The sequence below is a fragment of the Dolichospermum circinale AWQC131C genome, from assembly GCF_000426905.1.
Classification (GTDB): domain Bacteria; phylum Cyanobacteriota; class Cyanobacteriia; order Cyanobacteriales; family Nostocaceae; genus Dolichospermum; species Dolichospermum circinale.
On sequence record NZ_KE384597.1, the window covers coordinates 1,898 to 28,377 of the forward strand.

Below are 26,480 nucleotides of genomic sequence, written 5' to 3' on the forward strand. Positions count from 1 at the left end.
GGAAGGAACTACTGCGCCGGAAATGATGTTATTTCCGTATAGTAAAGAACCTGCAACTGGCTCACGGATACCGTCAATGTCAACGGGAGGAGCAGCGATGAAAGCAATGATGAAGCAGGTTGTAGCAGCTAACAGGGTAGGGATCATCAATACTCCGAACCAACCGATGTATAGGCGGTTGTCGGTGCTGGTGATGAATTCGCAGAAGCGATCCCATACGTTGGCGCTTTGGCGCTGTTGTAAGGTGGTGGTCATTTTATGAGTGCTTTATGTTCGTATGATGTTTAGTAGGTTGTTTTGCCTACCTGAATACTACATTAAAGGATAAATTGAAATTTGTAAAGATAATTAAAATTAGTATTAGTTATGTCAGTTATATGTTTTCCTGATGTAATGAGGTATACAAGAACTTGATGCGAGCAGATAATTTCTCTAAAAATCAAAGTAGATATAAGGTAAACTCCCTTGAGGAGCTAATAACCAAACTGCGTAAAAGCATAAGGGAACGAGAACGATCTTCATTGGCCAGCTAAAATCTAATTTCATCCTTCCTTCCAGGCTATATGATACAGTCATGAGCAGAGTTATATTTGCTAATAAGTAAAAAATTTGAGATTGACTGCTATTGAGAGCTTCTGTATAAACCTTTTCCGCAAATTGTTGATCAGCAGGATAACCCCAAAGATGCTGCATAACTAAACTAGAGTCTTGGAGGTTGGGGAGACGAAACCAAATCCAAGACGTGAAAACCATGATTTGTGTTAACAGCCAAGCGTAGATTATTCCTATTGGGTTTTGCCAAAATAGGTTAAGAATTGTCAAGCGATCGCTTAAAACAGATGTGAGACGATGAACTACTAAAGCGATACCATGGAATATACCCCAAACAATAAAACCCCAGGCTGAACCGTGCCAAATCCCAGCCAATAGCATTACTATCAATAGATTTCCGCAGGTACGTATCAATCCGCGTCGAGAACCACCTAAAGGAAAGTAAAGATAATGACGCAACCAATCACCTAATGTAATGTGCCAACGTCGCCAAAAATCTGAAATACTGGTACTAAAGTAGGGGAAATTAAAATTTTCTGGTAAAACTAAACCGAACAGTAAAGCACTACCACGAGCAATATCTACGTAACCATTAAAATCTAAATATAACTGTAGTCCATAAGCAAAAGTAGCTAACCATAAATCAGTGCTACCTGCTCTTTGTAAATTACCAAAACATAAATCAACAAATATGCCGAGATTATCAGCGAAAATTCCTTTTTTAACTGCACCTTGCGCAATTAACCACAGTCCTTCAGCCATCCTATCAATACTAGGAAATTGCAGTGTATTGAATTGAAATTCGAGATGACGATAACGAGTAATTGGTCCAGAAATAAGTTTAGCAAAAAATAATTTATATGTAGCAAATTCTATAAAATTAGCCGCAGCAGGATCACCACGATAGACATCTATCAAATAAGCGATACATTCAAATGTAAAAAAAGAAATTCCCAAGGGAGAAACTATTTTAGTGAATGATCCATCTGAGTGATTAAACAGATGAAGGAATAAATTTTGTAGATGATTGATATACTTAAAACCTAAGAGAATTAAAAGATTAAAAACTATACCAATCCATAATAGATTTCGCCGATTTTGATGTAATTCCTCTTCAGATAAATGCGAGTTTTGAAAATGCTTATTTGATGAGGTATTATTGCTAATTCCTAAACCTAAGCGGAAGTTGATAAAAGTTAGTATTAAAAGTAATGGTAAATATCGAATGTGCAAAGATGAGTAAAACAGAATACTGGCTATTAAGAGAATCCATAATCTAAAATTTGCTAAATAAACATTCCAGTAAATTACCAAAACACTTAACAGAAAAATCCCATACAAAATTGATATGAATTTCATTGCTTAATTACTATAGGAATCGGGTTTGATTCTGTGAATTTACTTGTGTGGTCAGGGAACAGGGAACAGGAAAGACAGAATTGATACCTACTGAGTTTTGTATGGCTACGCCATGCAGGCTATCAAAAATCAAATATTATTGCTATAATTATTGATAGTTTTGAATTATTCACAGAGGAAAAATAAGATAATACACCTTACTATTTTCCCATTTAATTACTTTTTTGTCCAGGAAATAATTGGATCTAGAGCCAACTTTTTTGAAACTTGATAAGCACCATAACGGTTAATGTGACTGGGGTCAGAAAAGTAATTACTTGCTGTTGGCCATAGTTGACTTAAATCACGGTAAATAAAATGAGGATCAGTTGTAAATTTCAATAAATACGTTTGAAACTGCTGTTCATACTTTATGCGAACCGGATCTAAATAATCTGAAGTTAGAGGCATATTTACAAATACCAAGGAGATATTATTTTTTTTAGTAAACTCTAACACTGAACGAAAGGCCTGATCTTGTTTACCTGCAAGCTGGAAAGATTTATAATCATTGTCATAATCTCCAGAAACTTTTGGATATTGTTGATAATATGTAGCCGGATTAAAGCGAACAGATATAGGTAGAAATCCATCATAATCAACTCCTTGTACAGAATTAGTTATTGCGGAATAACTTGTGAGGTTAACTTTTGATTTAACCTGGGGATGTTGATAAATAAAAGGTAGATTTTCAAATTTTTTTTGCAGAAGAGTTTTAATTTGTTCACGGTTTTTATAACTAGCAGATAATCCAGATAAAGACTGATTTAGCCAACTGTCAGCCGCTTGATAGATGTTAATATATTTCCTGGCTGATTTATTGGTAATATTTACTAGAAAACCTTCTTTATTTTTATTTACTGTATCGGGACTTACTCTTGTTCTAGTTTTCTGTAATATTTGTTTATATCCTTGTGAGACAGCAATTGCATTGAAAGTAATATCTTGTCTTCCATTATTAAAAGCGCGAGAACCATCAGCCCATAAAATCAGTTTGGGGAGTTCTTCAGGTTCTAAAATCTGACGAATCAGACAGTCAACGACTTGGGCTGTTGCTCCATTAACGCCAAAGTTAAATATATCAAGATTGCTATGGCCTTGGCTGACTAAAGCCTTAGAAAGGGCTATGGGGTCAACTCCTCTGAGAGCGCGGGAAGAACCAACAATTAAGACATCAGGTGGGCGTTTTTTCATAGCTAACCGCTGTTTATATAGGGCTAATTGATCATCTAATTGCCTAGCATTAAAACTGGGAATTTGTGATCTGGTTGTTAATAGAATAGCTGTAGCGGCGGCGTTTTCTTTTGATGGTGCAACTGAGAAATTAGTATCATGATCATTGATAAATCCAGAAGCATTAAAAGTAGATTGATGACGATTAATTGATTCTGGTGTTACTGATTGGTTTGAAACTGGTCTTGTTGGTGACTGAGATGCTAGAGGTAAAGGTGAAACCATTTTGTTACTAACACTAACTTGGGGATAACTTTTAAGAGAACGTGCTAAGATATAACTTAATATCAAATCACTTTGTAAAGCTAGAAGTAATCCTAATCCCAGCCAAATCATACCACCACCAATTCCTTTATGATCTTTATGATTAAGGTTTTGATTTGTGTCCTGATTAAATGTTATAAATAATTGGCTGTTTAAAAGTAATTGTTTGATTTTTTTATTGAGCCTTGCTGCCCAATTTTTTCCTATTTTTTTGCCTAAATTTTGTACTTGCTCACTTCTTGAATCAGGGTATGGAATTGGTTCACGAGTCTGATAAGTAATCTGATAACTTACATATTCAGGTGTAGCAGCAGATTTTAATGTCTCTGCGGGGATTAGTCGGGAACGTTCTACCATATTAAGTTCATGAAACCATAGAAGTTCTTTATCGGCAAGCCGACGAGCATAAAGAGAAAAACCACTAATAGCGGAAATTTGCAGTTCGCGGATAATGAATTGAGTAAATTTCCTAGAGGCTTGATAGAGTGTAGAATAAATGGGATGATGACAGATTATATGCAATAAATCTTCTGTGGGAATTAGCATCACGTGAATAGTAGATGTTTTCAACATTCTAGCGATCGCTGGCACATTTCCCCAATCATCCCATGGTTTTAACATCACCTCTGAAGGTGACAAATTGAGGTGCGATAGCCAATCTGGCTTTGTATCTCTTTGGTGTGCCAAACTCTCATTTGTGATCATTAGTGAACCATCTAAGTCTATGGGTGTTTCTGTCCCTGCAAATAATGATTTTTCTACCTGTTCTAAATGTTGATGCAGTTGATTTAAGTACAATCTATAACACCATTGGGGAATGTCTTCACCTTGTTTGCGACCATAAACTAATACTTGGTATCTTGAGGATTGATGATCATTAGTCAGGCTGTCTACATTGTTTTCTTCTAGTGGTTGCAATAACTCCAACAAGCTTTGCCAACCTTGTGAACACTCAACACTTTCATGGAGAATATAGAGGTCATTATCTAATAATCTCACTTTGATTACGCAAGTATTTATATTGATTAAATGAGTTACCGATGGCACTAAAAATTTTTGACGATTAAGTAATTTAAATAATACCGTTTTCATGGGTAGTGAAATTTAACAAAAAAGGTGTACTGAAGGATTTTGCCTGTAATTAATTGTCAGCTATAACTTCAGCCATAACTATAGGATTATCGCACGTTAGTGGTTTTTTTACAATTTCGTTACCTGGACGGCTGGCAAAATTGACAAAAATACAAAGATAATGCTATTAAGTTAGAAACTGGGAAAAAGCGCGAAAAAAAGCTCAAAAAATTTATTCATTTACTAACTATCAAGAATTACAATGTCACTTGGAAACCAACAGTTCTTTTCTCAACCCAGATTAAATTTAATTCCATTTACCATTCCTATGTCTTGTTTTTTGCAAGCTGGTACAGTATCTATACTGATATTACTCATGGCTCAGAAAGCCACTAGTGAGGCTTTAGTAAGCCTGGGAGAGGCAAGTGAAGAATTATTTCGCGGTGATCGCTTGCCTGTCCTCAGTTTTCCAGAGGATCACAAATTAAACTAGGATTAGAAATTTATACCTCAAAAATTTCCAATGGTATCGTGAAATTCACCTGTGTTAATGATCAGCAATAACTTGTGAAAAACTCGATGTTTGAAAATGGACAGAGTTTAAATTGAAAATCCCTTGGGATCTTTGGCTTCCCAACCCAGAAACCCGTTAACACGGATTTCAAAATGAAGATGGGGTTGAATAGAAGTAGGTTGTCCTGTAGTTCCAACTGTTCCCAGAATATCGCCTTTATTGACCTTTTGACCTAGAGTAACTTTAATGCCCTCAAGTTGGGCGTAACGGCTTTGTAAACCGTCTGCATGGTTAATAATGACTAACTTACCATAACTACCCTGTTCCTTGGCAAAAACGACGATTCCAGGAGCGATCGCTACCACAGGAGTACCTACAGGTGCTAATAAATCCACACCACTGTGAAAAACAGCCTCCTTTGTCACGGGGTGATAGTTCCAACCATAACCTAATGTCACACTTGTAGTATTAGGGAGAGGATAACCAGTAATTTTACTAACACTTTTCCCGGTTGTGTCAGTTTTTGTCACTACATTTTCGGCAAATTTTACACCTGGAATTACTGGTAAAAAGACAAATTTAGGGTTTTTCTGACAACCATTAATTTCAAATACCGTATCCGGGCGAACTTGATACTTAGATGCTATTTGTCGCCAACTTTGACGGGCAGGAATTTCCACAACCATACCGTTAAAAGGGGGAATTTGTAGTATTGTTCCGGCAGTTACCACGCCCTTGCTCACGGATGGATTCATAGCAATAATTGTTTCTGGTGCTAGATGATAGCGACTGGCTATAGCTGCTAAAGTTTCACCAGGACTTACTTGATGAGGTTGAATACGAGCTAAAACTGGAATTGGACAATTGGGACGAGCATTGGCAGTTTGTGATTGCGGCTGTGTAGATAATAATCCCAACGTGCTAAAAAATGTGAAAAAACAAAGTGAACAATAGGAAAATTTCATGTAAACAAGTCCACAAATCGCTAATTTTTAGATTTTAGTTGGGGATTCTTAAAGATAGGATAAAGATTTTGCCTATATCTATTGTCCATTGGGGAGAGAGGTTTGCAGCGGTTAGAGCAAATTGTCATCAGTGATATCATGGTACTTAGAACTACCATGTATAGAAAGACAGGCATGAATAAACACGCCTGTGGGATTGACTATTGATTAGATAAATGTTCCAATTGCATTCTCTGTTCCATTTGGCGAAGAAAATAGCCCGTCATCATTGCCGAGGCTAGTAGCCCTGCTAGATTGTCCCGATCTGTTGTAATCTGGACATGAAAATGCTCTGGCGGCATCATTCCTACTAGTCCTTGGACATTCTGAGAAATGATTTGTTTAATTTCCGGGCTGACAGATTGGGCGACACGGGCTAAAACTTCGGGAGATTGATGCTGTAAGTATTTAAGTAATTGATTGGGGTTGTCCCCAAAGCGATCATTCAGAAGTTGATTAGGGTGTTGCTCAGAGTCGTCATGCAAAAAGTCAGGATCAAACACCATTGGCGATTTATATTAGCTTAACTGCTAATTCTACTCTAAACCATATTAGTAAACTAGCGGATTTTTTACGGGTAATAGGGAAAATGTATGCTATGCTACCCAGTTGGACTATCCTCTAAATCCAGTTCTAGTTGTTGTTCTTTTTCTGGAGTTGTCAAAATCTGGGGAAGTTGTTCGATTTGAAAGTATTGATGAAATTTTGCCGTTATTTGCAGGGAATGGGAACGAGAATCACTTTCTCGGCGTTTACGAACAAAACCAGATTCTACTAATTCTTGAACGTGCTGATAAGCACCAGAACCACGGATGTTAATTAATTCGCTTTGTAATATGGGATTATGAAGAGCGATCGCTGCTAATGTTCTTAAAGCCCCTACACCCAATTCTACTGGTATCAGAACTTGTACTAAATCATGAAAATCAGAGCGCAGTTGTAAACTATAACCATGTTCAGTTTCTATGACTTCTAAGGCCGTATCCCTGCGGGCATAATTCTCAATTAGTTCGATAACCCCCGCTTCTGCTCTGGGGCGATCGCACTTGGCATATTCAGCAATTTCACTGATAGATAAGGGTTTACCTTTTAAATAAAGAATCGCTTCTATCGTTGTGGCTATAGATATATTCTTGACCATTCAGAATTTTGGATTTTGGATTTTGGATTTTAGATTTTGGATTTTAGATTTGTAAATTAGTCACTAGAAAAAACTCTTACCTCTTACCTATTCCCTATGACTAAGTATAAATTCAGCGATCGCTAAATCTTGAGGAGTGGTAATTTTCAAGTTAGTCTCCTCCCCAGGAACTATTCGCACTTCCATAGCGCATTTTTCAAACAAAGCCGCATCATCAGTAACTTCCCAACCTTGACGAATACCCTCAGCATGACACTGTTTTAACAAATTAACATCAAACCCTTGGGGAGTTTGAGCTGCCCATAATTGTTTACGCTCTGGTGTGCCTGTAATAATACCATTCTCATCAACAACTTTAATCGTATCTTTAACAGGTACAGCCGCAATTAAACCAGAACAATGTAGAATTGCATCCGAACAAGCATCAAATAAATTTGGTGTTACTAAACAACGAGCGCCATCATGAATTAATACTTGTCCCGCATTAGTTGGTAATGCCTGTAAACCATTATAAACCGACTCCTGACGAGTAGCACCACCGGGAATTAATGCTATTGTTTTTTTCAGCTTTAAGTCAGCGATAATGGACTTAAAATCATCCCAATCGGCAGATTGAGAAACAATTCCTATCCAACTAATAGAACTTGCGGCTTCTGCGGCTAACAAAGTCCAAGCAATCAAAGGTTTTGAACGTACCTGCAATAAAAGTTTATTACGGTTTGCGCCCATTCTTTTGCCACTTCCGGCTGCGGGAATTAGTAAATGCACAACTTTCCTAAATATTTAACTAATAGATTAAATTTAGATTAAATTAAAATGTTGCATTAAAGTTCTGGTTAAGATAGATCCCTGACTGCTTTGAGAAGTCGGGGATACTCAGATCAAAATCATTTTTCCGCAGATAAATTTGTTGGTGGTCGATCATTACTCCAAGCCCACCAGACATAACCGCAATGACAATGATAAAATTCTTGCCATTTACGACGACGATCTGCGGTAGTTACAGGCGATCGCCTATTTAACCAGACATTAACAGCCTCTCGACTACTGGCGTGGCATTTAGGACAATGAAACTCATAGGCGTGAGTTGCCCGATTTGTCCATTCTGGCGGATGAGGATCAAAAGCGTCCATATCAATATAAAGTGTAATAAAGTGTAATCTTAATAGCCACTGAATATAGATAATTATGACTAATAATGGATGCTATGGAGTCAAATATTGAAATTCGTCGTTTATTGGATGTCATGCCTGCTTCTGGGCGAATGATGACGAAAATCGTCAGTAAACCAGAACAACAACAGGTAATAGATGCTGCCTTTCCCCTGCCTTTAAGTCAATCAAGACCGATATATATTAATTTTGATTTGTGGCGACGGTTAACAAAACCCCAACGGGATTTACTGCTATTGCAGACGGTTTGCTGGTTAACAGGGGTAAAATGGTTACAACCTAATATTTATCAAGGAGTAGTTTTAGCGGGCTTTATAGGAGGAATAGTGGAGGCGGTGCAGTCTGATGTAGTAGGTGTGGTAATATCTGGGGGATTAACTGCTTTAGCTGCGATACAGATTTGGCGCAGGAATAGATCTCAGGCATCAGAATTAAATGCTGATATAGCGGCTATTCGTATTGCCCAAAGACGAGGTTATTCAGAAACCGAAGCCTCCGAACATTTGTTAACGGCCATTGAAGCCGTAGCAAAAATAGAAGAGCGTTCTGGACTGAATTTTAGTGAATTAATTCGTTGTCAAAACTTAAAAGTAATTGCCGGTTTATCGCCAGTTGCTATCCCTAAAAATTATCAATAGAAGAAGTATTAAAGTGTGGAGATTGAGGATTTTAGATTGGCGAAACTTGGATTAGTTGCGTCCTGAAGCGGCGAGGCTTGTACCAAAAATTCCCAATCTAAAATCTAAAATCTAAAATCTAAAATTTTTTAGTCATTTGGTTTATATTATAATCATGTCAGTAAATTATTACGCATATTATTACCCATGGAAATTTCAAAACCATCTGTTAGTCTAATTCGTGCCAAATCCTACGAACAAGAAGCTTTAAAAGAATCTTTGGAAATACTGCTAGAACCTTTAGGGGGAATGGCTGCTTTTGTCAAACCAGGAAATCGGGTTTTACTCAAACCTAACCTGCTCACAGGTTCTCGGCCTACAAAAGAATGTACCACAAGACCAGAATTAGTGCGTGCCGTTGCTGAAATGGTAATTGCAGTTGGTGGCAACCCATTTTTAGGAGATAGTCCTGCTTTTGGTAGTGCTAAAGGTGTAGCAATAGCCAATGGTTTATTACCAATAATAGCAGAACTGAATTTACCACTGGTTGAATTTCATGGTAAACGTTATCAAACAGTAAATGACAATTTCAATCACTTACTTTTATCAAAAGAAGCAATGTCAGCAGACGTAGTGATTAACCTTCCCAAGGTTAAATCTCATCTGCAATTAACCCTGACATTGGGAGTAAAAAATCTCTTTGGTTGTGTTCCTGGTAAAATGAAAGCTTGGTGGCATCTAGAAGCTGGTAAAGATGCTAATAAATTCGGTGAGATGTTAGTAAAAACGGCCAGAGCAATTAATCCCACTTTAACAATTTTGGATGGTATTATTGGTCATGAAGGTAATGGACCTAGTGGTGGAGAACCTCGGAATTTAGAAATTTTAGCAGCTTCTAGTAATGTCTTTGCTTTAGATAGAGCAATGTTAGAAATTCTCCAGGTTGCACCCGCACAAGTTCCCACAGTTGCAGCTTCTCAAAGATTAGGAATATGTCCAGAATTAAATGATATTCACTTTCCTAATTTATCACCTGATTTACTACAAATTACAGATTGGCAATTACCCGACAAATTAATGCCTATAGATTTTGCCATGCCCCGTGTGATTAAATCTACCTTTAGACATCTTTACATCCGATTTATCAAAGAACCCATGAGTGCTTATATAAAAACTCCTTAGTATCATTGAATTGAGTTTTAACTCTGGGAGTATCTAAATAAGATACAAACTGTCCGAATTTATGCAGTATACTCCACTCATCCGTACTAAAGTCTATTGTAGTGGAGTATTTCTATGCTTCTAATATGTAATATATACGGTAAAATATTGAGTATAAATTAAATAACTTGAATAGTAAAGCTGAAATTCAGGTCAGAGATAAATCTCTAAAATCCTTGATTAATAAGCCTTTTGAAAAACTAGACAAAAATCTGTATTCTCAATAAGAATTGCATAATGCCTATAGTTTCATTGGTTCTTGCGACTAAACCCATATTAATTTCCCTCTGTCAAAGGGTTTTAAATAACTGAGTCCCAATATTACGTATTATTAAATTAACTTTTGTAAATGATTGTTGAAAAAGTATCCAGGATCTAAAATAATGATTTTGTTGTTATGTGTGAACCAACACAATGTGGCTGACAGACAATGCAACCATTTAAACTGCCAGCATTTTATATGCCTTGGCCAGCGCGGCTGAATCCAAACCTGGAAGCGGCACGAGTGCATTCCAAAGCCTGGGCTTATGAAATGGGAATACTTGGGTCAAAAGAGGAGTCCCAAGGTGAGCCTATATGGGATGAACGTAAATTTGATGCTCACGACTATGCTTTACTTTGTTCTTATACTCATCCAGACACGCCCTCAACAGAGTTGAACCTGGTAACGGATTGGTATGTATGGGTATTCTTTTTTGATGATCACTTTCTGGAAATCTATAAGCGCAGTCAGGATCTAATTGGGGCAAAGGAGTATCTTGACCGACTACCGGCATTTATGCCAATTTATCCCCAAGATAACCTTCCCTTTCCCACGAACCCAGTAGAGCGCGGTTTAGCTGATTTGTGGTCTCGTACTGCCTTTACTAAATCCGTAGAATGGCGGCAAAGATTCTTTGAAAGTACCAAAAATCTTTTAGATGAGTCAATGTGGGAACTAGCAAATATTAATCAAAATCGCATTGCTAACCCCATTGAATACATTGAAATGCGGCGGAAAGTTGGGGGCGCACCTTGGTCAGCAGATTTAGTCGAACACGCGGCCTTTGTGGAAGTTCCGGCTAAAATTGCGGCAACTAGACCCATGCGGGTTTTAAAAGACACATTTGCTGATGGTGTACATCTCCGCAATGATCTATTCTCCTACCAAAGAGAGGTGGAAGAGGAAGGTGAAAATTCTAACTGTGTGCTTGTAGTTGAGCGTTTCTTGAATGTGAGTACCCAAGAGGCCGCTAACCTCACTAACGAACTACTCAACTCCCGTTTATACCAATTTGACAACACTGCTGTCACGGAATTACCCTCTCTTTTTGAGGAGTACGGAGTAGATCCAGTAGAGCGTGTGAATGTTCTCCTTTACATTAAAGGACTTCAGGATTGGCAATCTGGTGGTCACGAGTGGCACATGAGGTCAAGCCGCTATATGAACAAGGAAGAGCCGGATAATTCAGGTACATCTGTGACTGTTGGCGGTCCGACTGGGCTAGGAACATCGGCCGCGCGGCTGGAATCCTTATCCACTACTTTGGGTGTGGGAAGGTTTAAAAGTTTTACTCATGTTCCCTATCAAACTGTAGGACCAGTAAAACTGCCTAAGTTTTATATGCCCTTCTCTACCACCTTAAATCCTAATTTGGATGCTGCACGAAATCATTCCAAAGAATGGGCGCGTCGGATGGGGATGTTAGAATCATTACCGGGGATTCCTGATGCTTTTATCTGGAATGACCATAAGTTTGATGTTGCTGACGTGGCTTTATGCGGTGCGTGGATACATCCAAATGGTTCTGAGCATGAGCTAAATTTAACAGCTTGTTGGCTGGTTTGGGGAACTTATGCGGATGATTATTTCCCAGCAATCTATGGTAATAACCGCGACTTGGCAGGTGCAAAAGTCTTTAATGCTCGACTGTCAGCATTTATGCCTCTAGATAATTCTACACCCCCTGTAGCAACTAATCCAGTAGAAAAGGGGTTGGCGGATATTTGGTCTCGCACCGCAGGACCAATGTCCTCCACAGCACGTACCGAATTTCGCCGTGCTATTCAGGATATGACTGATAGTTGGGTGTGGGAACTGGCTAACCAGACGCAAAATCGGATTCCAGATCCGATTGACTATATTGAAATGCGTCGTAAGACATTTGGATCTGATTTAACCATGAGTCTGTCTAGACTATCCCATGGCGGCGAAATACCAATGCAGATTTATTATAGCCGACCCATGCGATCGCTGGAAAATGCTGCCGCCGATTTTGCCTGTTTCACTAATGACATTTTTTCTTATCAGAAAGAAATCGAATTTGAGGGCGAAATTCATAACTGCGTGTTAGTGGTGCAGAATTTCCTGAACTGTGATCTTCTCAAAGCTGTTGAGATTGTTAATAATCTGATGACAGCGCGGGCGCAACAGTTTCAACACATTGTTGAGACTGAACTTCCAGCCCTTTTCGACGATTTCAACCTGGATAAAAACACCCGCGAGAAACTACTCAAATACATTGAGAAATTAGAACAGTGGATGTGTGGTGTACTTAAGTGGCATACAAAGGTAGACCGATACAAAGAATTTGAATTGCGTAATAGTGCTTCCCCCATAGTGCGACTACTCAACGGTCCGACAGGGTTTGGCACTTCGGCTGCACATATCAGATCCTTGGTTGGTGCAACTAATTCCGTGGGTAAAAATCCGTAAATTTGCGGTAAATTGTGTTTTTTAACTAACTAAAAAAGTGGAGAATTAAGTTATGACCTACTCTAACGATTCAGAAAATCAACAACCTCAACTAAGTTTAAGTACAGCAGCTGCTCGTAATTTGGCGACAACCACCAAATCTGCGCCGCAAATGCAGGAAATTACCTCACGGTGGTTATTAAAACTACTACCATGGGTACAAACAAAAGGCGGTGTCTATCGCGTTAACCGTCGTTTAAGTTACACTGTAGGTGATGGAAGAGTATCTTTTACTAACACCGGATCAACTGTACAAGTAATTCCCCAAGAATTAACGGAATTACCCTTATTCAGAGGGTTTGAAGACATAGAAGTTTTAACCACCTTAGCGAACCAATTTGTGCAACAGGAATTTGCTGCGGGGGACGTAATTGTGGAAATTGGTCAAGAAGCCAATCAAGTATTACTGATCGCTCGTGGTAAAGTTAACAAAATTGGTCTTGGTAAATATGACGAGCCAGTGGTTTTAGATGTATTAGCTGATGGTGATCATTTTGGTGATGAATCTCTGGTAGAATCCCAAGATACCTGGCAGTATACGCTCAAAGCTGTCACAAGATGTATCATTTTAGCATTACCTCAAAGTGCATTTGAACAACTCGTTAACCAATCTGAAGCTTTGCGAAGTCAAGTTGACAAGTTCCGCGCTCTCCTGAGTCAACCACAAACTGAACAAGGTGAAGCAGCGATTAATGTATCAGCAGGACATCGCGGTGAGGCTGATTTACCCGGTACTTTCGTTGATTATGACCTCTCACCCCGTCAATATGATTTAAGTATCGCCCAAACCGTTTTACGCATCAATACTCGCGTTGCTGACTTGTATAATGAACCAATGAATCAGACCGAACAACAATTGCGTCTGACCGTGGAAGCATTACGGGAACGTCAAGAACACGAAATGATCAACAACCCCGAATTTGGGTTGCTTCATAACGCCGACCTCAAACAACGCATTTACAGTAGCACAGGCGCACCTACTCCCGACGACATGGATGAATTACTAGCTACAGTATGGAAAGACCCCAGTTTCTTCCTAGCTCATCCTCGGACTATCGCTGCATTTGCTCGTGAATGCAACCGTATGGGCATTTATCCACAAAGCATTGACATGGGTGGACAACAAGTTCCGGCTTGGCGTGGTGTACCTATTTTTCCCTGTAATAAAATACCTGTTAGCAATAACCGTACCAGTTCTATTCTCCTGCTCCGCACTGGTTTGGAAAAACAAGGCGTTATCGGTTTACACCAAACTGGTATCCCGGATGAATATCAACCTAGTTTATCTGTGCGCTTTATGGGTATCAGTGAAAAGGCGATTATGTCTTACCTGATTACAGCTTACTACTCCGCAGCAGTTTTAGTACCAGACGCACTTGGCATTCTTGAAGATGTGGAAATCGGTCGCTAATTAGTTTAATTAGTTTTCAGAGGTGAAGGTAATTAATTGGTAATTACGCCCTATTTTCAGCGTTAAATCCAGTAATTTTTGATCGATCAAAGTCTGATTACCTTCACCTCTCATTTTATTAAGTATATTTGTCAGTGATTAGAGGATAAGATGACATATTCTAATGATTCGGGTTTGGATGTTGAGGGTAGACAGCCTCAACAAAGTTTAAGTACAGCAGCCGCCCGCAACTTAGCAACAACAACCAAATCTGCACCGCAAATGCAGGAAATTACCTCACGGTGGTTGTTAAAGATGTTACCATGGGTGCAAATCAAAGGTGGAACTTATCGAGTCAACCGTCGCTTAACTTATACTTTAGGTGATGGAAGAATTACTTGCACTAATACAGGAGCAACGGTACAAGTAATTCCCCAAGAACTTAGTCAATTACCCTTGCTGCGAGGATTTGATAATCTTCAAGTCTTAACGGCTTTAGCTAGTCGTTTTGTACAACAAGAGTTCACACCTGATGAGATTATAGTACAATCGGGTCAGCCTGCCCAGCAGCTTTTTCTCATCGCCCATGGTAAAGTCAATAAAATCGGGATTGCTAAATATGAGGAGCAACCTTTCTTAAACGCGTTAGCTGATGGTGATCATTTTGGTGATCAGATTTTAGTAGAGTCTCAAAGTATGTGGAAGTTTACAGTTAAAGCTGTTACACAATGTACTGTATTAACACTATCACAACAAGCATTTAGGGAAGTCCTTAACCAGTCGGAAGCGTTACAGGCTCATATTGATCAAATTGTCGCCCGTACCCAATTGCCACAGAATAAATACGGTGAAGCTGCTATTGCTTTATCTTCAGCGCATACTGGAGAGACTGAATTACCAGTTACTTTCGTTGATTATGAACTATCACCCCGTGAATATGAGTTAAGTATTGCCCAAACTATCTTAAGAATCAATACTCGCGTTGCTGACCTTTACAATGAACCGATGAATCAGACAGAACAACAATTGCGTCTGACTATCGAAGCATTACGGGAACGACAAGAATATGAATTGATTAATAACCGTGAATTTGGTTTACTACACAATGCCGACTTTAAACAACGTCTTTATCCCCGCAGTGGACCGCCCACCCCTGATGATTTAGATGAACTGCTGACTCGCCGTAGAAAGTCAAAGTTTTTTTTAGCGCATCCTCGCACTATTGCCGCTTTTAGTAAGCAATGTAACCGCCTCCGTATCTATCCGCAAAATATGGAAATAGATGGTACTAAAGTAATAGCGTGGCGCGGTGTACCTATTCTTCCCTGTAATAAAATTCCTATTACTAAGTACCAAACTAGTTCCATTCTTGTGTTACGAACTGGAGAACAAGATCAGGGGGTCATTGGCCTACATCAAACTGGTATCCCTGATGAATACCAACCTGGTTTATCCGTCCGATTTATGGGTATCAGCGAAAAAGCGATTATTTCTTACCTCATTAGTACCTACTATTCCGCGGCTGTTCTTGTACCTGACGCACTTGGTATCCTTGAAAATGTAGAAATTGGCCGATAAATTCATGATCAAGCTAAGTTAAAATACTTAAGTAATACCATCATAATCGTCCGCTTTTAAGGTATTTTAACTATCAGATAGGGAATTAATTCCCTGTCTGAACTGACTAAACATATTGATTTTATACAATATTTGTATAAATAACACTTAAAAAAACTTGTTGCTACGTGATACTGTAGTATATATATAAATTGTTATCAGAGGGGAATAACCTTGAACCAAGCGACATTGCACCAGTTGAAGGTGTTCGAGGCTGCGGCACGGCATGGTAGTTTTACGCGTGCTGCTGAGGAGTTGTTTTTGACTCAACCTACTATCTCCATGCAAATCAAACAGCTAACGAAATCGGTAGGTCTGCCATTATTTGAGCAGGTGGGAAAGCGTTTATACTTGACGGAGGCAGGACGGGAATTATTTGCTACTTGTCGGCAAATTTTTGAGACTATGGATAAGTTTCAAATGACTGTTGCTGATTTAAAAGGATTAAAACAAGGACAGTTAAGACTAGCGGTAATTACTACTGCTAAGTATATTATTCCTAGATTGTTGGGTCCTTTTTGTCAGCTTTACCCTGGGATTGATATTTCTCTCCAAGTTACAAATCATGAACTGATTTTAGATCGGATGATGAATAATTTGGATGACTTGTATATTATGAGTCAAATTCCTGATCATTTTGATGTCAATTTCCAGCCATTTTTAGAAAACCCCTTGGTAGTTTTTGCACCCGCTAATCATCCTTTAGCGAAGGAAAAAAATATTCCTATAGAATGTTTGGGTGAAGAACGGTTTATTATGCGTGAACCAGGTTCAGGGACTCGCAGCGCCGTCCAAAGTCTGCTTGAGAAACATGGAGTCAAGGTCAAAGTTAAGTTGGAATTGGGAAGTAATGAAGCGATTAAACAAGCTATCGCTGGTGGTTTAGGTATTTCTGTATTATCCCGTCATACATTATTAACCGACGCTGCGGAATTTAGCATTTTAGATGTCCAAAATTTTCCAATTAAACGGGATTGGTATATGGTTTATCCTGCTGGTAAGCAATTATCCATTATTGCTCACACCTATTATGAGTATCTTTTAGATGCAGCGAAAAAAATTACCGAACAAGGTGGTTTAATTCCAGATTATAATTCGGCTGAAGCCTAATTTTCCTCACGGACTACACCACCAACCACTGGTTTAACTTGTCCATTAGCAAATGGATCTGTACCACCTGTCCAATTAAAATCACTGATACGGATACTAAAACCACCTAATTGCAGCACTGGATTATAACGAAGGGTGATACCATAAGTACGACGGCTATATTCTAATGTATAATCGGTGCTGATTTCTTTTGATGTATCTAGGTTAACGGATGTTTGTAAACCTAAGCGAACAGGTCCATAAACTTGCTGAGAAATACCAGCGCTAAGAACTTTGTTATCAACTGAACGGTCAAAAAGAAAGGGTGATAAACCGCTATTAGTGCCTTGGGAGTAACTGACATTAAAGCCAGTATAATCTAAGAAAGGACGGGAAAAATGGCCAATTTGGCCGATTAAACCAATAGTACCAGTGACAGTGCTTTGGTTATCACCGCTACTATAATAACTAGTAGTTCCTGTGATACCAGCGATCGCTTGTAAATACGGTACTACAGGATTAGATGTATATTTTAATCCCTCTTTGGCTGTAGCTGGTAAAGGTTTACCCTCCCACAATTTGATACCATTACTCAAGCTAACACTACCCTGGAAACGACTTAAAGAAATGCGATCATTTTTACGTAGTGGTGAGAGTAAATTCTGACGGTCTGTGTTAGAATTTATGTACTGTGCGCCACCCTGATAACTAAGATTTATACCGCTTTTTCCTAAAGGAAGGATCGGAGACGTGATAATTCCACCTATACTACTTTGTACGGTCTGATATCCAAGACTACCATTATAAAGGCGATCGCGGTAACTAGACTCTAAACTTAATGTATAAGGATTAACATTACCCAAACTTTGGCGTAATCGCAAACTCCCGCGTAAAGTATCTTCGACGCGATCAAAATCAAAACTAGTTAACTCTCCCGTACCTTCCACAACAGTTTTAGGACTCAAAACAGCATTCAGTTTAGTATTTACACCAAATAAATTGGCCACATTACCACCATTTTCTATAGCCCTTTGTACATAAAACTGGGGTGTAATAGTCCAGCGAGTCTGATCATTATTAATTGGTTCAAAAGCCCGTTCTATAAACAAACCACCGCGTTTACCATTATCAAAACCCACAGAAACGATAGTGGGATTTACCTGTCGTGGCCGACGGTCTATTTTGCGACTATTCACAGGGATAGGAACAACAACCTTTTGATCAAAAACTAACTTTTGACCCTGGGTAGTAACCCTATCTATTAAAGGTGCTTCTCGTGTCACAGTCACCTTAGCCGCCCTGATTTCCAATTCTGGGGGTGAAAAAGGGTCATTAGTAATTCTCACATCTTGAGCTTGAAAACCACGGGGATAAAATTCAATATATTGGGCTTCAAATCGTAACCGCTTGAGGACACCACCAGATTTAGGTACAGAAACATTTCGCGCGTCTGATTGACCACTAACACCAAATTCTATTCCTCCGGGACTATTAACACCAGTGAGGGGTTGATTAGCGCGAAGCCGATAACTCAAAGGACGACTAGGTACACCACCTGGAGTAATATCTGTAGGGAGAGTTGGGGAAAAAGCAAAATCCGTTGCTGTGGTAGGGATATAAAGTTCACCTTTACCGTTTTCTAGATCACCACTATCTTGAATAAAATTATAAGTAAAACGTTGTCCTTGGAATATCTGATTACCCCTGGTTAAAGCCACATTACCCTCCCCCACAGCAATCGAATTATCTAAATTGATACGTAGGGTATCAGCATCAATTACTGCACCATCAAATCTGACTACTACATTACCCTCAGCAGTAACAATTCGCCTTTCTTGATCATACTCCTGGCGATCAGCAATTACCTCGACAATTCTTGTTTTTTGCGGTGATATTTTCTCTGCTTCTGAAATTTGCGGTAATGGAGGAACTTCTAAATTACCAGGTTTTGACTGATCTTGAGGATTACGCAGTTTAAATTCAATCAGATTTTGTACTGGTAACGATGGTGTCTTTTCACCAACCAATAGATCAACCTTTCCCGCTGATTCCTGTAAATTTACATAATTTTTTTCTACCGGAGGTGTTGATGTTTCTGTTACAACCTGCTGTCCGGCTATATTATAAATAATTTTGCGTTTTTGACCTTGAATTATGGAAAATTCCCCAGATGATTTTTCTAGTTGGGATAACGGAGAATCATTGCTTGGCTTGGTAGTTGATTGATACTGATCTTGTTGTTTTTTACCATCAATGATCAGTTTTTGTTGATCATTTTTTACCTGAATAACAGCAGTAGCAGCGAGATCAGAAACAGGTTTTGACGATACAAGATTTGGCGGTGGCTGAGGTGGAAGGGCTGGATGAAACATATTTTGAGGCAATTAAGCTGATCAAAAAGCAAAAAGTAGCCGGAAGGTTGAATTACATATTAGCCTGTTTCTACCTTCCGGCCACTAAAGGTGATTTGTTGTATATTTATTCTGAGTCTTGACGACCGGGGTTACGGGCTGGGTCATTAGACAAAAACCCGAAGATGAAGATACTCACAAACAAGCCGACAACGATATAAACAGCAATTTTTAAACTCAACATAGAACTAACTCCCGGAGGTTTGGTAAATAGCAACTAATTTATCTTACCTATATCTTGTACCTTTGGCGAGGGAATAGGGAACAGCAGTTCCGCAGGTTGGGGAGAACGCAGTCAAACCCCAATATTAAATGTCATATACTTATGGACTGTGTTATGTTTCGTACCTTAACATTAAATGTCATATACTTATAGACTGTGTTGGGTTTCGTACCTCAACCCAACCTACAAATTAAAGAAGATAAATCCTTAGTAGTCGTGTTTTAATTAAGCTGTATCTCAGTATATTACCAGGGTGAAGACTTGTCTTTTTTTGCAAAGCTTTACAAAATTTTGTCGAAAACTCTCATATCTCGTCTGTTTATGCCAAAAAACAACCGCCTCCATGATGGTAAGCGGTTCTGCACAATTCAATAGACATCTCCAAAAAAGTAGAGACGTTCCATGGAACGTCTCTACTACAAGGGTTTTATGTCAAGCATCTTTAAACTCGGCCTATGTCTATTAAATAGAATTTGAAGATAGTTCTTCCTTATCAAGTCCATGATAACAAATTCAAAATCAATTGTCAAGCCCCTAATCCCAATTTTCGGCGGGAAAATCAAAAAGTTTTCAATTCTTCATAAAGTCATGAAAACATCATAAATGGTCTTTTGAAAAAGATTAGCTAACAGATTGTAACCAAGTTTGTAAATCTGTAACTGAGGTAAAATCTAACAAGGCTTCTCCTAATTCCTCTAGTTGTGCAACAGGTAATTTTTGGACTTGTTGAATCAATGATGAGTCCATTGTACCAATGCGGCGATTTAACTGACGGATAATCAGAAGTTGTTCTCCTTGTTGTAGTCCTCGTTGTTCTCCTTCTTGTAGTCCTTCTTGTCTAGCGAGTTCTCGCTCTTGTTGGTAAAGTGGTGCTAATCTCATAATCAACTCCCTATCTTCTGCTTCTATTTCTGGACTTTGATTTATTCTCAAGTTCTGTTGCAGGTTGTAAAGTAATTCTAATGTGATTTTCACATAAGGCTGATTTGATGGTAACGCAGCTAATTCATCAATTGCTCGTTTTTGTACCGTTCCTCTTCCCAAAAGTCTTAACCACAATGTTTCTGGAACAGGTGATAATTGATGAATGACAATAATTGCTGCACGGAAAGACTCTGGTAAATAGTATATTCCTGGTAAAGAATCTGATTCCAATGTACCATGAAATCCTGATAGCAGTTTCTTAGACGCTGTGGGTGTGAGAATCCATAATTTAGGAAAATTACTTTCTGCTATTTTGGTTGCATTACGTTTTGCTTCTCGTTTTAATGCACCTCTAACTTCTAATGATTTTAATAGACAATCACATATTTCTTCTGTTGAGGCTGGGTTGCGAAATGGTTCAAATATGGCTAGTGTGGTGGCTAGTTTACCTAATAACCCTAATGATGCTATATCCGCTTTTTGTTCAAGAAATGGTGTAAATAATACGTCTATTTCTCGTGCTTCTCCAGATACATGACTGGGCGCTTCTACTTTTCCATAAGGTTTTAGCAGTTCTTCTAAATAATCTTTGGCGAATTGGTCATGTATAAATCTCGTCATTTATTCGACCTTTACTAATACATATATTAATTTAACATTTTTGGGGTAATGGCGATCGCTGCTATCGGAAACTGTCTCTGGACACATTGCTGGGTAAGGGTTTAAAATTGAGGGGTCCCCACTCGCTGGGGACATTAATTAAATGGAAACAATTCTTAGCAAAGTTATGAAAACATGATCAAAAAAGTCCCGCAGGTTGGGTAGAACGCAGTCAAACCCAACCAACAAATTCAAATGGTTAATAACATCATGCCACTATTTATTTTCCCTGCAACGGGAAAAAGTCATAGTTAGCAGTTGAGTTTTTACTTGGTTGCACTTTGACCAATATTGCCTTACCTTTAATATCACCAGATTCTTGAAATTCAATCTTGCCTGTAGCACCATTGACAAAGAAATCTGGACTATGTAGCACCTTTTGTAATGCTTCACGGGTATAACCTTGTTGTAAACCTTTAGCGATCGCCATAGTTGCATACTAGGCTGTTGCTGAACGCCAATTCACAGTTCCGCCCCAAAGTTTTCTAGCTTGTTCAGGAAAAGGATTACCAGGAATGGCTTTTGGGTGCCAAGGTACAGTAATAACCATACCATTAACATCAGATTTCCCTGATTCTAATGTTTGAAAGGTGTATAATGTCGGACTACCAAACAGCGCTAATTTACCTTGATTTGCTGCTGCTAGTTCTAAAGCGCGGTTAATTCTACCAACATAGGGAGCTAATACCAACCCATCAGCACCACTACTAATTAATTGAGAAATTATTGTAGTAGAGTTAAAATCAGGGGCAGAAAAATCGCACTTGGTGGGATTAATTTTACCGCCACCAGCTACGCTATTTTTAGCGTACTCATCTTTAAAAGATTGATTATCAATAGATTTGGAATCTAAACATAAGGCAATATTAGTTTTACGGGCAGTTTTGAGGGTATAAACAGCCAGAGGTTCGGCCTGGGAACTAATATTGGGGACTGTGCGAAATATATAGCTACCAATACCAGAGAGATTTTGAGCGAAACTAGTAGGAGAAATCATCACTAGTCCTCCCTGCTGATATATTGGTGCAGCCGCAATGGAAGCATTACTGGCGTTATGTCCAACTATAGCCAGAATACTGGAATCTTTGACAAATTGCGTGGCTATTTTTTGGGATTGGGTGGGATCATTATCATCATTAGCGATCGCTACTTGCAAAAGTTTACCATTAATGCCACTATTACGATTTACCTGATCTTGAGCCTGAGCCACACCGCGCAGAATCTCTTTGGCTACATTGAGATTTCCGCCGATGGGTACACTCACGGCAATTTTGATATATTTACTACTATTGTCCAGGGAGTTATTGAGATAAATCAAACTTTCTGGATCATTCTGATTTTGGCGTAAAGATGCTTGAAAATTGGTTCTAGCAGCATCAAAATTACCCTGAGCAAAGGCTTGTACTCCTCTTTCCTTGTCAGAGTTGATTTGATCAGTAATTAAAATCTTCTCACCTAAACTGATTCGCCCTGGTGTAGAATCAGATTCGGGGGAAACATTAGCTGCTTTATCAGGAATGCCGTCTGTGAATTGATTCCACAACCACAAGCCCAAGCCTAGCAACGCTGTCGTAAACAGCAGGGAAAAAACCAGCAGTTTTGTTTCATTTTGATGATTCATAATCGCTTTTTAGCTATGTTTTGGATTTATATTTCAGTGCATACCGATATGTTGCCATTTTGCCTATATAAACAGCACATAATTAAATTTTAGTAAAATTTTGGTAAAATCAGTACAAACCCAGTAGACTCAGACAAGCTATAAGTGTAATGCTTATTCAGCAATTCAATAATTATCAATTGTTAACAAAGTCATCGAAAGTTGACAAACATAGTATAAAGAGTTGGCAACATTAAGTAAAAACAGTAAACAATAACCATAGCCGCACAAATAAGTTTTTTTAAACCATGCAGCCAATTCGCACTTTTAACGTATCTCCTTCACTACCTTCTAGACTAGAACCCCTGCGGAAACTAGCCTATAATCTCCATTTTGATTGGAATGTAGAGAGTAAAGACCTATTTCGCCGTTTAGACCCCGATTTATGGGAATCAAGCCATCATAACCCAGTCTTAATGTTGGGAACTATCAGTCAAAAGCGACTATTAGAAGTTGTCGAAGATGACGGCTTTTTAGCGCAAGTAGACCGAGCAGCAAGGCAATTAGAAGATTATTTGCAGGAGCGGACTTGGTATAAAAAGCAAAGAGAGCAGCCGCAAAAAGAATGTTACGCCTATTTTTCCGCTGAATTTGGCTTAGTAGATTGCTTACCTGTCTATTCTGGTGGTTTAGGTGTATTAGCGGGTGATCATTTAAAATCAGCTAGTGATTTGGGTTTACCTTTAGTAGGTGTCGGTTTATTGTATCAACAGGGATATTTTGCCCAATATCTTAATGCTGATGGTTGGCAACAAGAGCGCTATCCTATCAATGACTTCTATAATATGCCTTTGCATTTGGAGCGCAATGCCGATGGTTCAGAACTACGAATTGCGGTAGACTATCCAGGACGCAAGGTATATGCACGAGTATGGCGTGTACAAGTGGGAACAGTACCTCTGTATATGCTTGATACCAATATCGAACCTAACAAGGCTTATGATCACGATATCACCGATCAGTTGTATGGTGGTGATATAGATATGCGTATCCACCAAGAAATTATGCTGGGTATAGGTGGTGTACAAATGCTCAAGGCCTTGGGGTATGAAGTGACTGCTTACCACATGAATGAAGGCCATGCTGCTTTCTCGGCTTTGGAACGCATTCGCATTCTCATTCAAGAAGCAGGACTGAGTTACAGACAAGCTAGACAGGTGGTATGTTCTAGTAATATCTTCACTACTCACACACCAGTCCCCGCAGGTATTGATTTATTTTCTCCTGATAAGATATTGCATTATTTGGGCTATTATGCAGATATCTTTGGTTTACCAAAGGAGCAGTTTTTAGGTCTAGGACGAGAAAATACTGGTGATTTGTCCAGTCCCTTCAGTATGGCAGTATTAGCCCTGAAAATGGCAACATTCTCTAACGGTGTAGCACAATTACATGGCGTTGTTTCTCGACAAATGTTCCAGGGGTTGTGGCAAAAAGTTCCTGTGGACGAAGTGCCAATTACCGCTATTACTAACGGTGTTCACGCCCGTAGTTGTGTAGCTAAATCTACTCAAGAATTGTACGATCGCTATCTCGGTCCAAATTGGTCATCAGCACCACCAGATAACCAATTATGGGAACGAATGGATGCAATTCCCGATGAAGAATTGTGGCGGAATCATGAACGCTGCCGTTTAGATATGGTATTGTACGTTAGGGAACATTTAGTTAAACATCTGCGCGATCGCGGTGCATCCGCTTCCGATATTGCCCAAGCCCAGGAAGTGCTTGATCCTAACGTTTTAACAATTGGGTTTGCTCGTCGCTTTGCTACTTATAAGCGGGCTACCTTGTGGATGCGTGATTTAGAACGTATCAAACGGATATTACTCGGTAATAAACATCGCAAAGTCCAGTTTGTAATTGCTGGAAAAGCTCACCCCAAAGATATCCCTGGTAAAGAATTGATTCGGGATATCAATCACTTTATCCGAGAACACCATTTAGAAAAACAGGTAGTATTTGTCCCCAACTACGATATTCACATCGCTCGTTTAATGGTAGCAGGTTGTGATATTTGGTTAAATACTCCCCGTCGTCCTAGAGAAGCCTCCGGTACAAGTGGTATGAAAGCCGCTATGAATGGACTACCCAATTTAAGTGTACTTGATGGTTGGTGGGACGAAGCTGATTATGTCCGCACCGGGTGGGCTATTGGCCATGGAGAAAATTACGAAGATCCTAATTACCAAGACGAAATAGAAGCTAACGCCCTTTATGAGTTACTAGAAAAAGAAGTTACCCCTTTATTCTATGATCATCGTGATGGTGATGGCTTGCCTCGTCCCTGGGTAGCAAAAATGAAAGATGCAATTCGCTTGAATTGTCCATTTTTTAATACAGCCCGGATGGTGCGAGAATATGCAGTCAGAGCCTATTTCCCAGCCAGCGATCGCTATCATACCTTAACTGTTGACAATTATGCCCCAGCCAAGGAATTAGCGTCTTGGAGAGAGAGATTAGGTGAACACTGGTTTAGTATCAGAATTAAGGATCTTGAGGTATCCGTAGCATCAGACATTAAAGTTAATCAAACCGTAGCCGTCAAAGCTAAAGTTGATTTAGCAACTTTGAGTAACAATGATGTGCAAGTAGAACTATATCAAGGTTCTATAGATGCCCATGGGGATATTGTTAATGCCGTACCTGTTGTAATGGATTATCAAGGACAAAACCCAGAGAATTTAAGTGTTTATACAGCAAATATCACTTACACTACCTCTGGTTTACAGGGCTTGTCTTTGCGCGTTTTACCTCGCAATAAATACCTTTCTAGTCCTTACGAACCCAGATTAATCGCTTGGGCTGAATAAGCACATAACAATGTAGAGATGTGATATAAAACGTCTCTACAAAAACTGTTAAACATTAGCACATAAATTTAACCAATAGTTTTTAACCAATAGTTTTTAACTCGATGTAAATTCAGGTGATATTTAATCAAAAAAACTCTAATTTCTAACAGATTGAAGTAGACGATTTAAGATTATTTTACCTTGGGAATCAATTACCTGAACACGAATAAATTTGGGATGACTTGGTTTCCAAATTACTTGATATTTTGTACCATTATTATTCCAAGTGTATATTTGACGTTGTTTAGTTCCAGAAGCGACAGCACCAGATAAACTGATATTAGAATTACTTTGACGGTTTTCGCCATAATAGTAATAAGAATTATTTGTAAAACCTAAAGTCACATTCCAATCTTTATCCGTAAATTCACCCGCTGGATAATCAAACTTTTTTACAGCTATGGCTTGATTAGGAATGGCCATATCAATAATTGCAGGTGTAGAAATTCCCAAAATTGTTGATAAAATGATAGCTTTGTAGTTCATAATCTTTGCTTTGACAAATCTTAAGTTATCTGATTGTGTGTTTACTAACAAGCAAAATCATTTACATTATGCTTATGCTGTAGTTTCTTCTTCCTGAGAAATTCTAGAATTAAATAACTTAGGGAAGAACAAACCAGAGTTTTCTTTGTATTCCGCAAACTCAGGATATCGAGATAGAGATTTACAGCACTTCCCGATGTTATGAGGTACAAGAACCCCACCCCCAACCCCCTCCCCGCAAGCG

21 protein-coding genes and 1 pseudogene are annotated in these 26,480 nt (G+C 38.9%); 8 read left to right on the top strand and 14 right to left on the bottom strand.

The genetic code is table 11. The features are described from left to right. From ACIR131C_RS24305 to ACIR131C_RS0105290, 3 genes and pseudogenes are all read right to left on the bottom strand, one after another. Positions 1 to 255: pseudogene (locus ACIR131C_RS24305) on the bottom strand (photosystem II q(b) protein); the annotation flags it as partial. Between the two features lie 177 nt (positions 256 to 432). Continuing rightward, positions 433 to 1,911 (bottom strand): MBOAT family O-acyltransferase, encoded by a 1,479-nt coding sequence (locus tag ACIR131C_RS0105285; protein ID WP_028089354.1) that lies wholly within the window; start codon positions 1,909 to 1,911, stop codon positions 433 to 435. 216 nt (positions 1,912 to 2,127) lie between these two features. Continuing rightward, on the bottom strand, positions 2,128 to 4,539 hold the full coding sequence (locus tag ACIR131C_RS0105290) for a DUF1574 family protein (RefSeq protein WP_028089355.1): 2,412 nt from the start codon (positions 4,537 to 4,539) through the stop codon (positions 2,128 to 2,130). A 241-nt stretch (positions 4,540 to 4,780) separates the two neighbouring features. Between ACIR131C_RS0105290 and ACIR131C_RS0105295 the strand changes: the two genes are divergently transcribed. Next, entirely contained in the window at positions 4,781 to 5,011 is a 231-nt protein-coding gene (locus ACIR131C_RS0105295; protein WP_028089356.1) for a hypothetical protein, read from the top strand. Positions 5,012 to 5,118: 107 nt separating this feature from the next. Here ACIR131C_RS0105295 and ACIR131C_RS0105300 read toward each other — a convergent pair whose 3' ends face one another. The 5 genes from ACIR131C_RS0105300 to ACIR131C_RS0105320 form a co-directional block, all read right to left on the bottom strand. Further along, entirely contained in the window at positions 5,119 to 5,997 is an 879-nt protein-coding gene (locus tag ACIR131C_RS0105300; protein WP_028089357.1) for a LysM peptidoglycan-binding domain-containing M23 family metallopeptidase, read from the bottom strand. A 200-nt stretch (positions 5,998 to 6,197) separates the two neighbouring features. Continuing rightward, entirely contained in the window at positions 6,198 to 6,542 is a 345-nt protein-coding gene (locus ACIR131C_RS0105305) for a DUF760 domain-containing protein (RefSeq protein WP_028084418.1), read from the bottom strand. A 95-nt stretch (positions 6,543 to 6,637) separates the two neighbouring features. Then, positions 6,638 to 7,177: an SMC-Scp complex subunit ScpB gene (scpB, locus tag ACIR131C_RS0105310; RefSeq protein ID WP_028089358.1), complete on the bottom strand. Its 540-nt coding sequence runs from the start codon at positions 7,175 to 7,177 to the stop codon at positions 6,638 to 6,640. Positions 7,178 to 7,264: 87 nt separating this feature from the next. Next, on the bottom strand, positions 7,265 to 7,945 hold the full coding sequence (ispD, locus tag ACIR131C_RS0105315) for a 2-C-methyl-D-erythritol 4-phosphate cytidylyltransferase (protein ID WP_028089359.1): 681 nt from the start codon (positions 7,943 to 7,945) through the stop codon (positions 7,265 to 7,267). 119 nt (positions 7,946 to 8,064) lie between these two features. After that, positions 8,065 to 8,310, bottom strand: coding sequence for a hypothetical protein (locus ACIR131C_RS0105320; protein WP_028089360.1), 246 nt, complete (start codon positions 8,308 to 8,310; stop codon positions 8,065 to 8,067). A gap of 74 nt (positions 8,311 to 8,384) precedes the next feature. On the opposite strand from ACIR131C_RS0105320, the gene ACIR131C_RS0105325 reads away from it, so the two are divergent. The 6 genes from ACIR131C_RS0105325 (at position 8,385) to ACIR131C_RS0105350 (ending at position 17,038) form a co-directional block, all read left to right on the top strand. Then, positions 8,385 to 8,987 (top strand): DUF3318 domain-containing protein, encoded by a 603-nt coding sequence (locus ACIR131C_RS0105325; protein ID WP_028089361.1) that lies wholly within the window; start codon positions 8,385 to 8,387, stop codon positions 8,985 to 8,987. Between the two features lie 186 nt (positions 8,988 to 9,173). Further along, positions 9,174 to 10,148 (top strand): Npun_F2552 family protein, encoded by a 975-nt coding sequence (locus tag ACIR131C_RS0105330; RefSeq protein WP_028089362.1) that lies wholly within the window; start codon positions 9,174 to 9,176, stop codon positions 10,146 to 10,148. A 469-nt stretch (positions 10,149 to 10,617) separates the two neighbouring features. Next, positions 10,618 to 12,882 carry a family 2 encapsulin nanocompartment cargo protein terpene cyclase gene (locus tag ACIR131C_RS0105335; RefSeq protein WP_028089363.1) on the top strand — a complete coding sequence of 755 codons (2,265 nt, stop codon included), beginning with the start codon at positions 10,618 to 10,620 and terminating at the stop codon, positions 12,880 to 12,882. A 52-nt stretch (positions 12,883 to 12,934) separates the two neighbouring features. Then, positions 12,935 to 14,332 carry a family 2B encapsulin nanocompartment shell protein gene (locus tag ACIR131C_RS0105340; RefSeq protein WP_028089364.1) on the top strand — a complete coding sequence of 466 codons (1,398 nt, stop codon included), beginning with the start codon at positions 12,935 to 12,937 and terminating at the stop codon, positions 14,330 to 14,332. A gap of 150 nt (positions 14,333 to 14,482) precedes the next feature. Beyond that, positions 14,483 to 15,889 carry a family 2B encapsulin nanocompartment shell protein gene (locus ACIR131C_RS0105345; RefSeq protein ID WP_028089365.1) on the top strand — a complete coding sequence of 469 codons (1,407 nt, stop codon included), beginning with the start codon at positions 14,483 to 14,485 and terminating at the stop codon, positions 15,887 to 15,889. Positions 15,890 to 16,102: 213 nt separating this feature from the next. Continuing rightward, positions 16,103 to 17,038, top strand: coding sequence for a LysR family transcriptional regulator (locus ACIR131C_RS0105350; RefSeq protein ID WP_028089366.1), 936 nt, complete (start codon positions 16,103 to 16,105; stop codon positions 17,036 to 17,038). Here the strand turns inward: ACIR131C_RS0105350 and ACIR131C_RS0105355 are convergent. The 5 genes from ACIR131C_RS0105355 to ACIR131C_RS21980 all read right to left on the bottom strand — a co-directional run bounded on the left by ACIR131C_RS0105355 (position 17,035) and on the right by ACIR131C_RS21980 (position 22,856). Continuing rightward, positions 17,035 to 19,389 (bottom strand): DUF3769 domain-containing protein, encoded by a 2,355-nt coding sequence (locus ACIR131C_RS0105355; RefSeq protein WP_028089367.1) that lies wholly within the window; start codon positions 19,387 to 19,389, stop codon positions 17,035 to 17,037. The two genes, ACIR131C_RS0105350 and ACIR131C_RS0105355, sit on opposite strands and share 4 nt — an antisense overlap. A gap of 106 nt (positions 19,390 to 19,495) precedes the next feature. After that, complete coding sequence (locus tag ACIR131C_RS24310; RefSeq protein WP_071604835.1) at positions 19,496 to 19,612, bottom strand: photosystem II reaction center protein I; 117 nt, start codon at positions 19,610 to 19,612, stop codon at positions 19,496 to 19,498. A 660-nt stretch (positions 19,613 to 20,272) separates the two neighbouring features. Beyond that, complete coding sequence (locus ACIR131C_RS0105360; protein WP_028089368.1) at positions 20,273 to 21,196, bottom strand: DUF4351 domain-containing protein; 924 nt, start codon at positions 21,194 to 21,196, stop codon at positions 20,273 to 20,275. Positions 21,197 to 21,455: 259 nt separating this feature from the next. Beyond that, positions 21,456 to 21,665: a hypothetical protein gene (locus tag ACIR131C_RS26605; protein WP_231395395.1), complete on the bottom strand. Its 210-nt coding sequence runs from the start codon at positions 21,663 to 21,665 to the stop codon at positions 21,456 to 21,458. Between the two features lie 9 nt (positions 21,666 to 21,674). Then, the gene (locus ACIR131C_RS21980; protein ID WP_231395396.1) at positions 21,675 to 22,856 is read right to left on the bottom strand and encodes an ABC transporter substrate-binding protein; all 1,182 of its coding nucleotides are present in this window, start codon (positions 22,854 to 22,856) and stop codon (positions 21,675 to 21,677) included. Between the two features lie 287 nt (positions 22,857 to 23,143). Here ACIR131C_RS21980 and glgP point away from each other — a divergent pair, with 287 nt between their 5' ends. Next, on the top strand, positions 23,144 to 25,708 hold the full coding sequence (gene glgP / locus ACIR131C_RS0105370; RefSeq protein WP_028089369.1) for an alpha-glucan family phosphorylase: 2,565 nt from the start codon (positions 23,144 to 23,146) through the stop codon (positions 25,706 to 25,708). Between the two features lie 138 nt (positions 25,709 to 25,846). Here the strand turns inward: glgP and ACIR131C_RS0105375 are convergent, their stop codons facing one another. Then, the gene (locus ACIR131C_RS0105375) at positions 25,847 to 26,236 is read right to left on the bottom strand and encodes a hypothetical protein (protein ID WP_028089370.1); all 390 of its coding nucleotides are present in this window, start codon (positions 26,234 to 26,236) and stop codon (positions 25,847 to 25,849) included. Positions 26,237 to 26,480 lie beyond the last annotated feature (244 nt).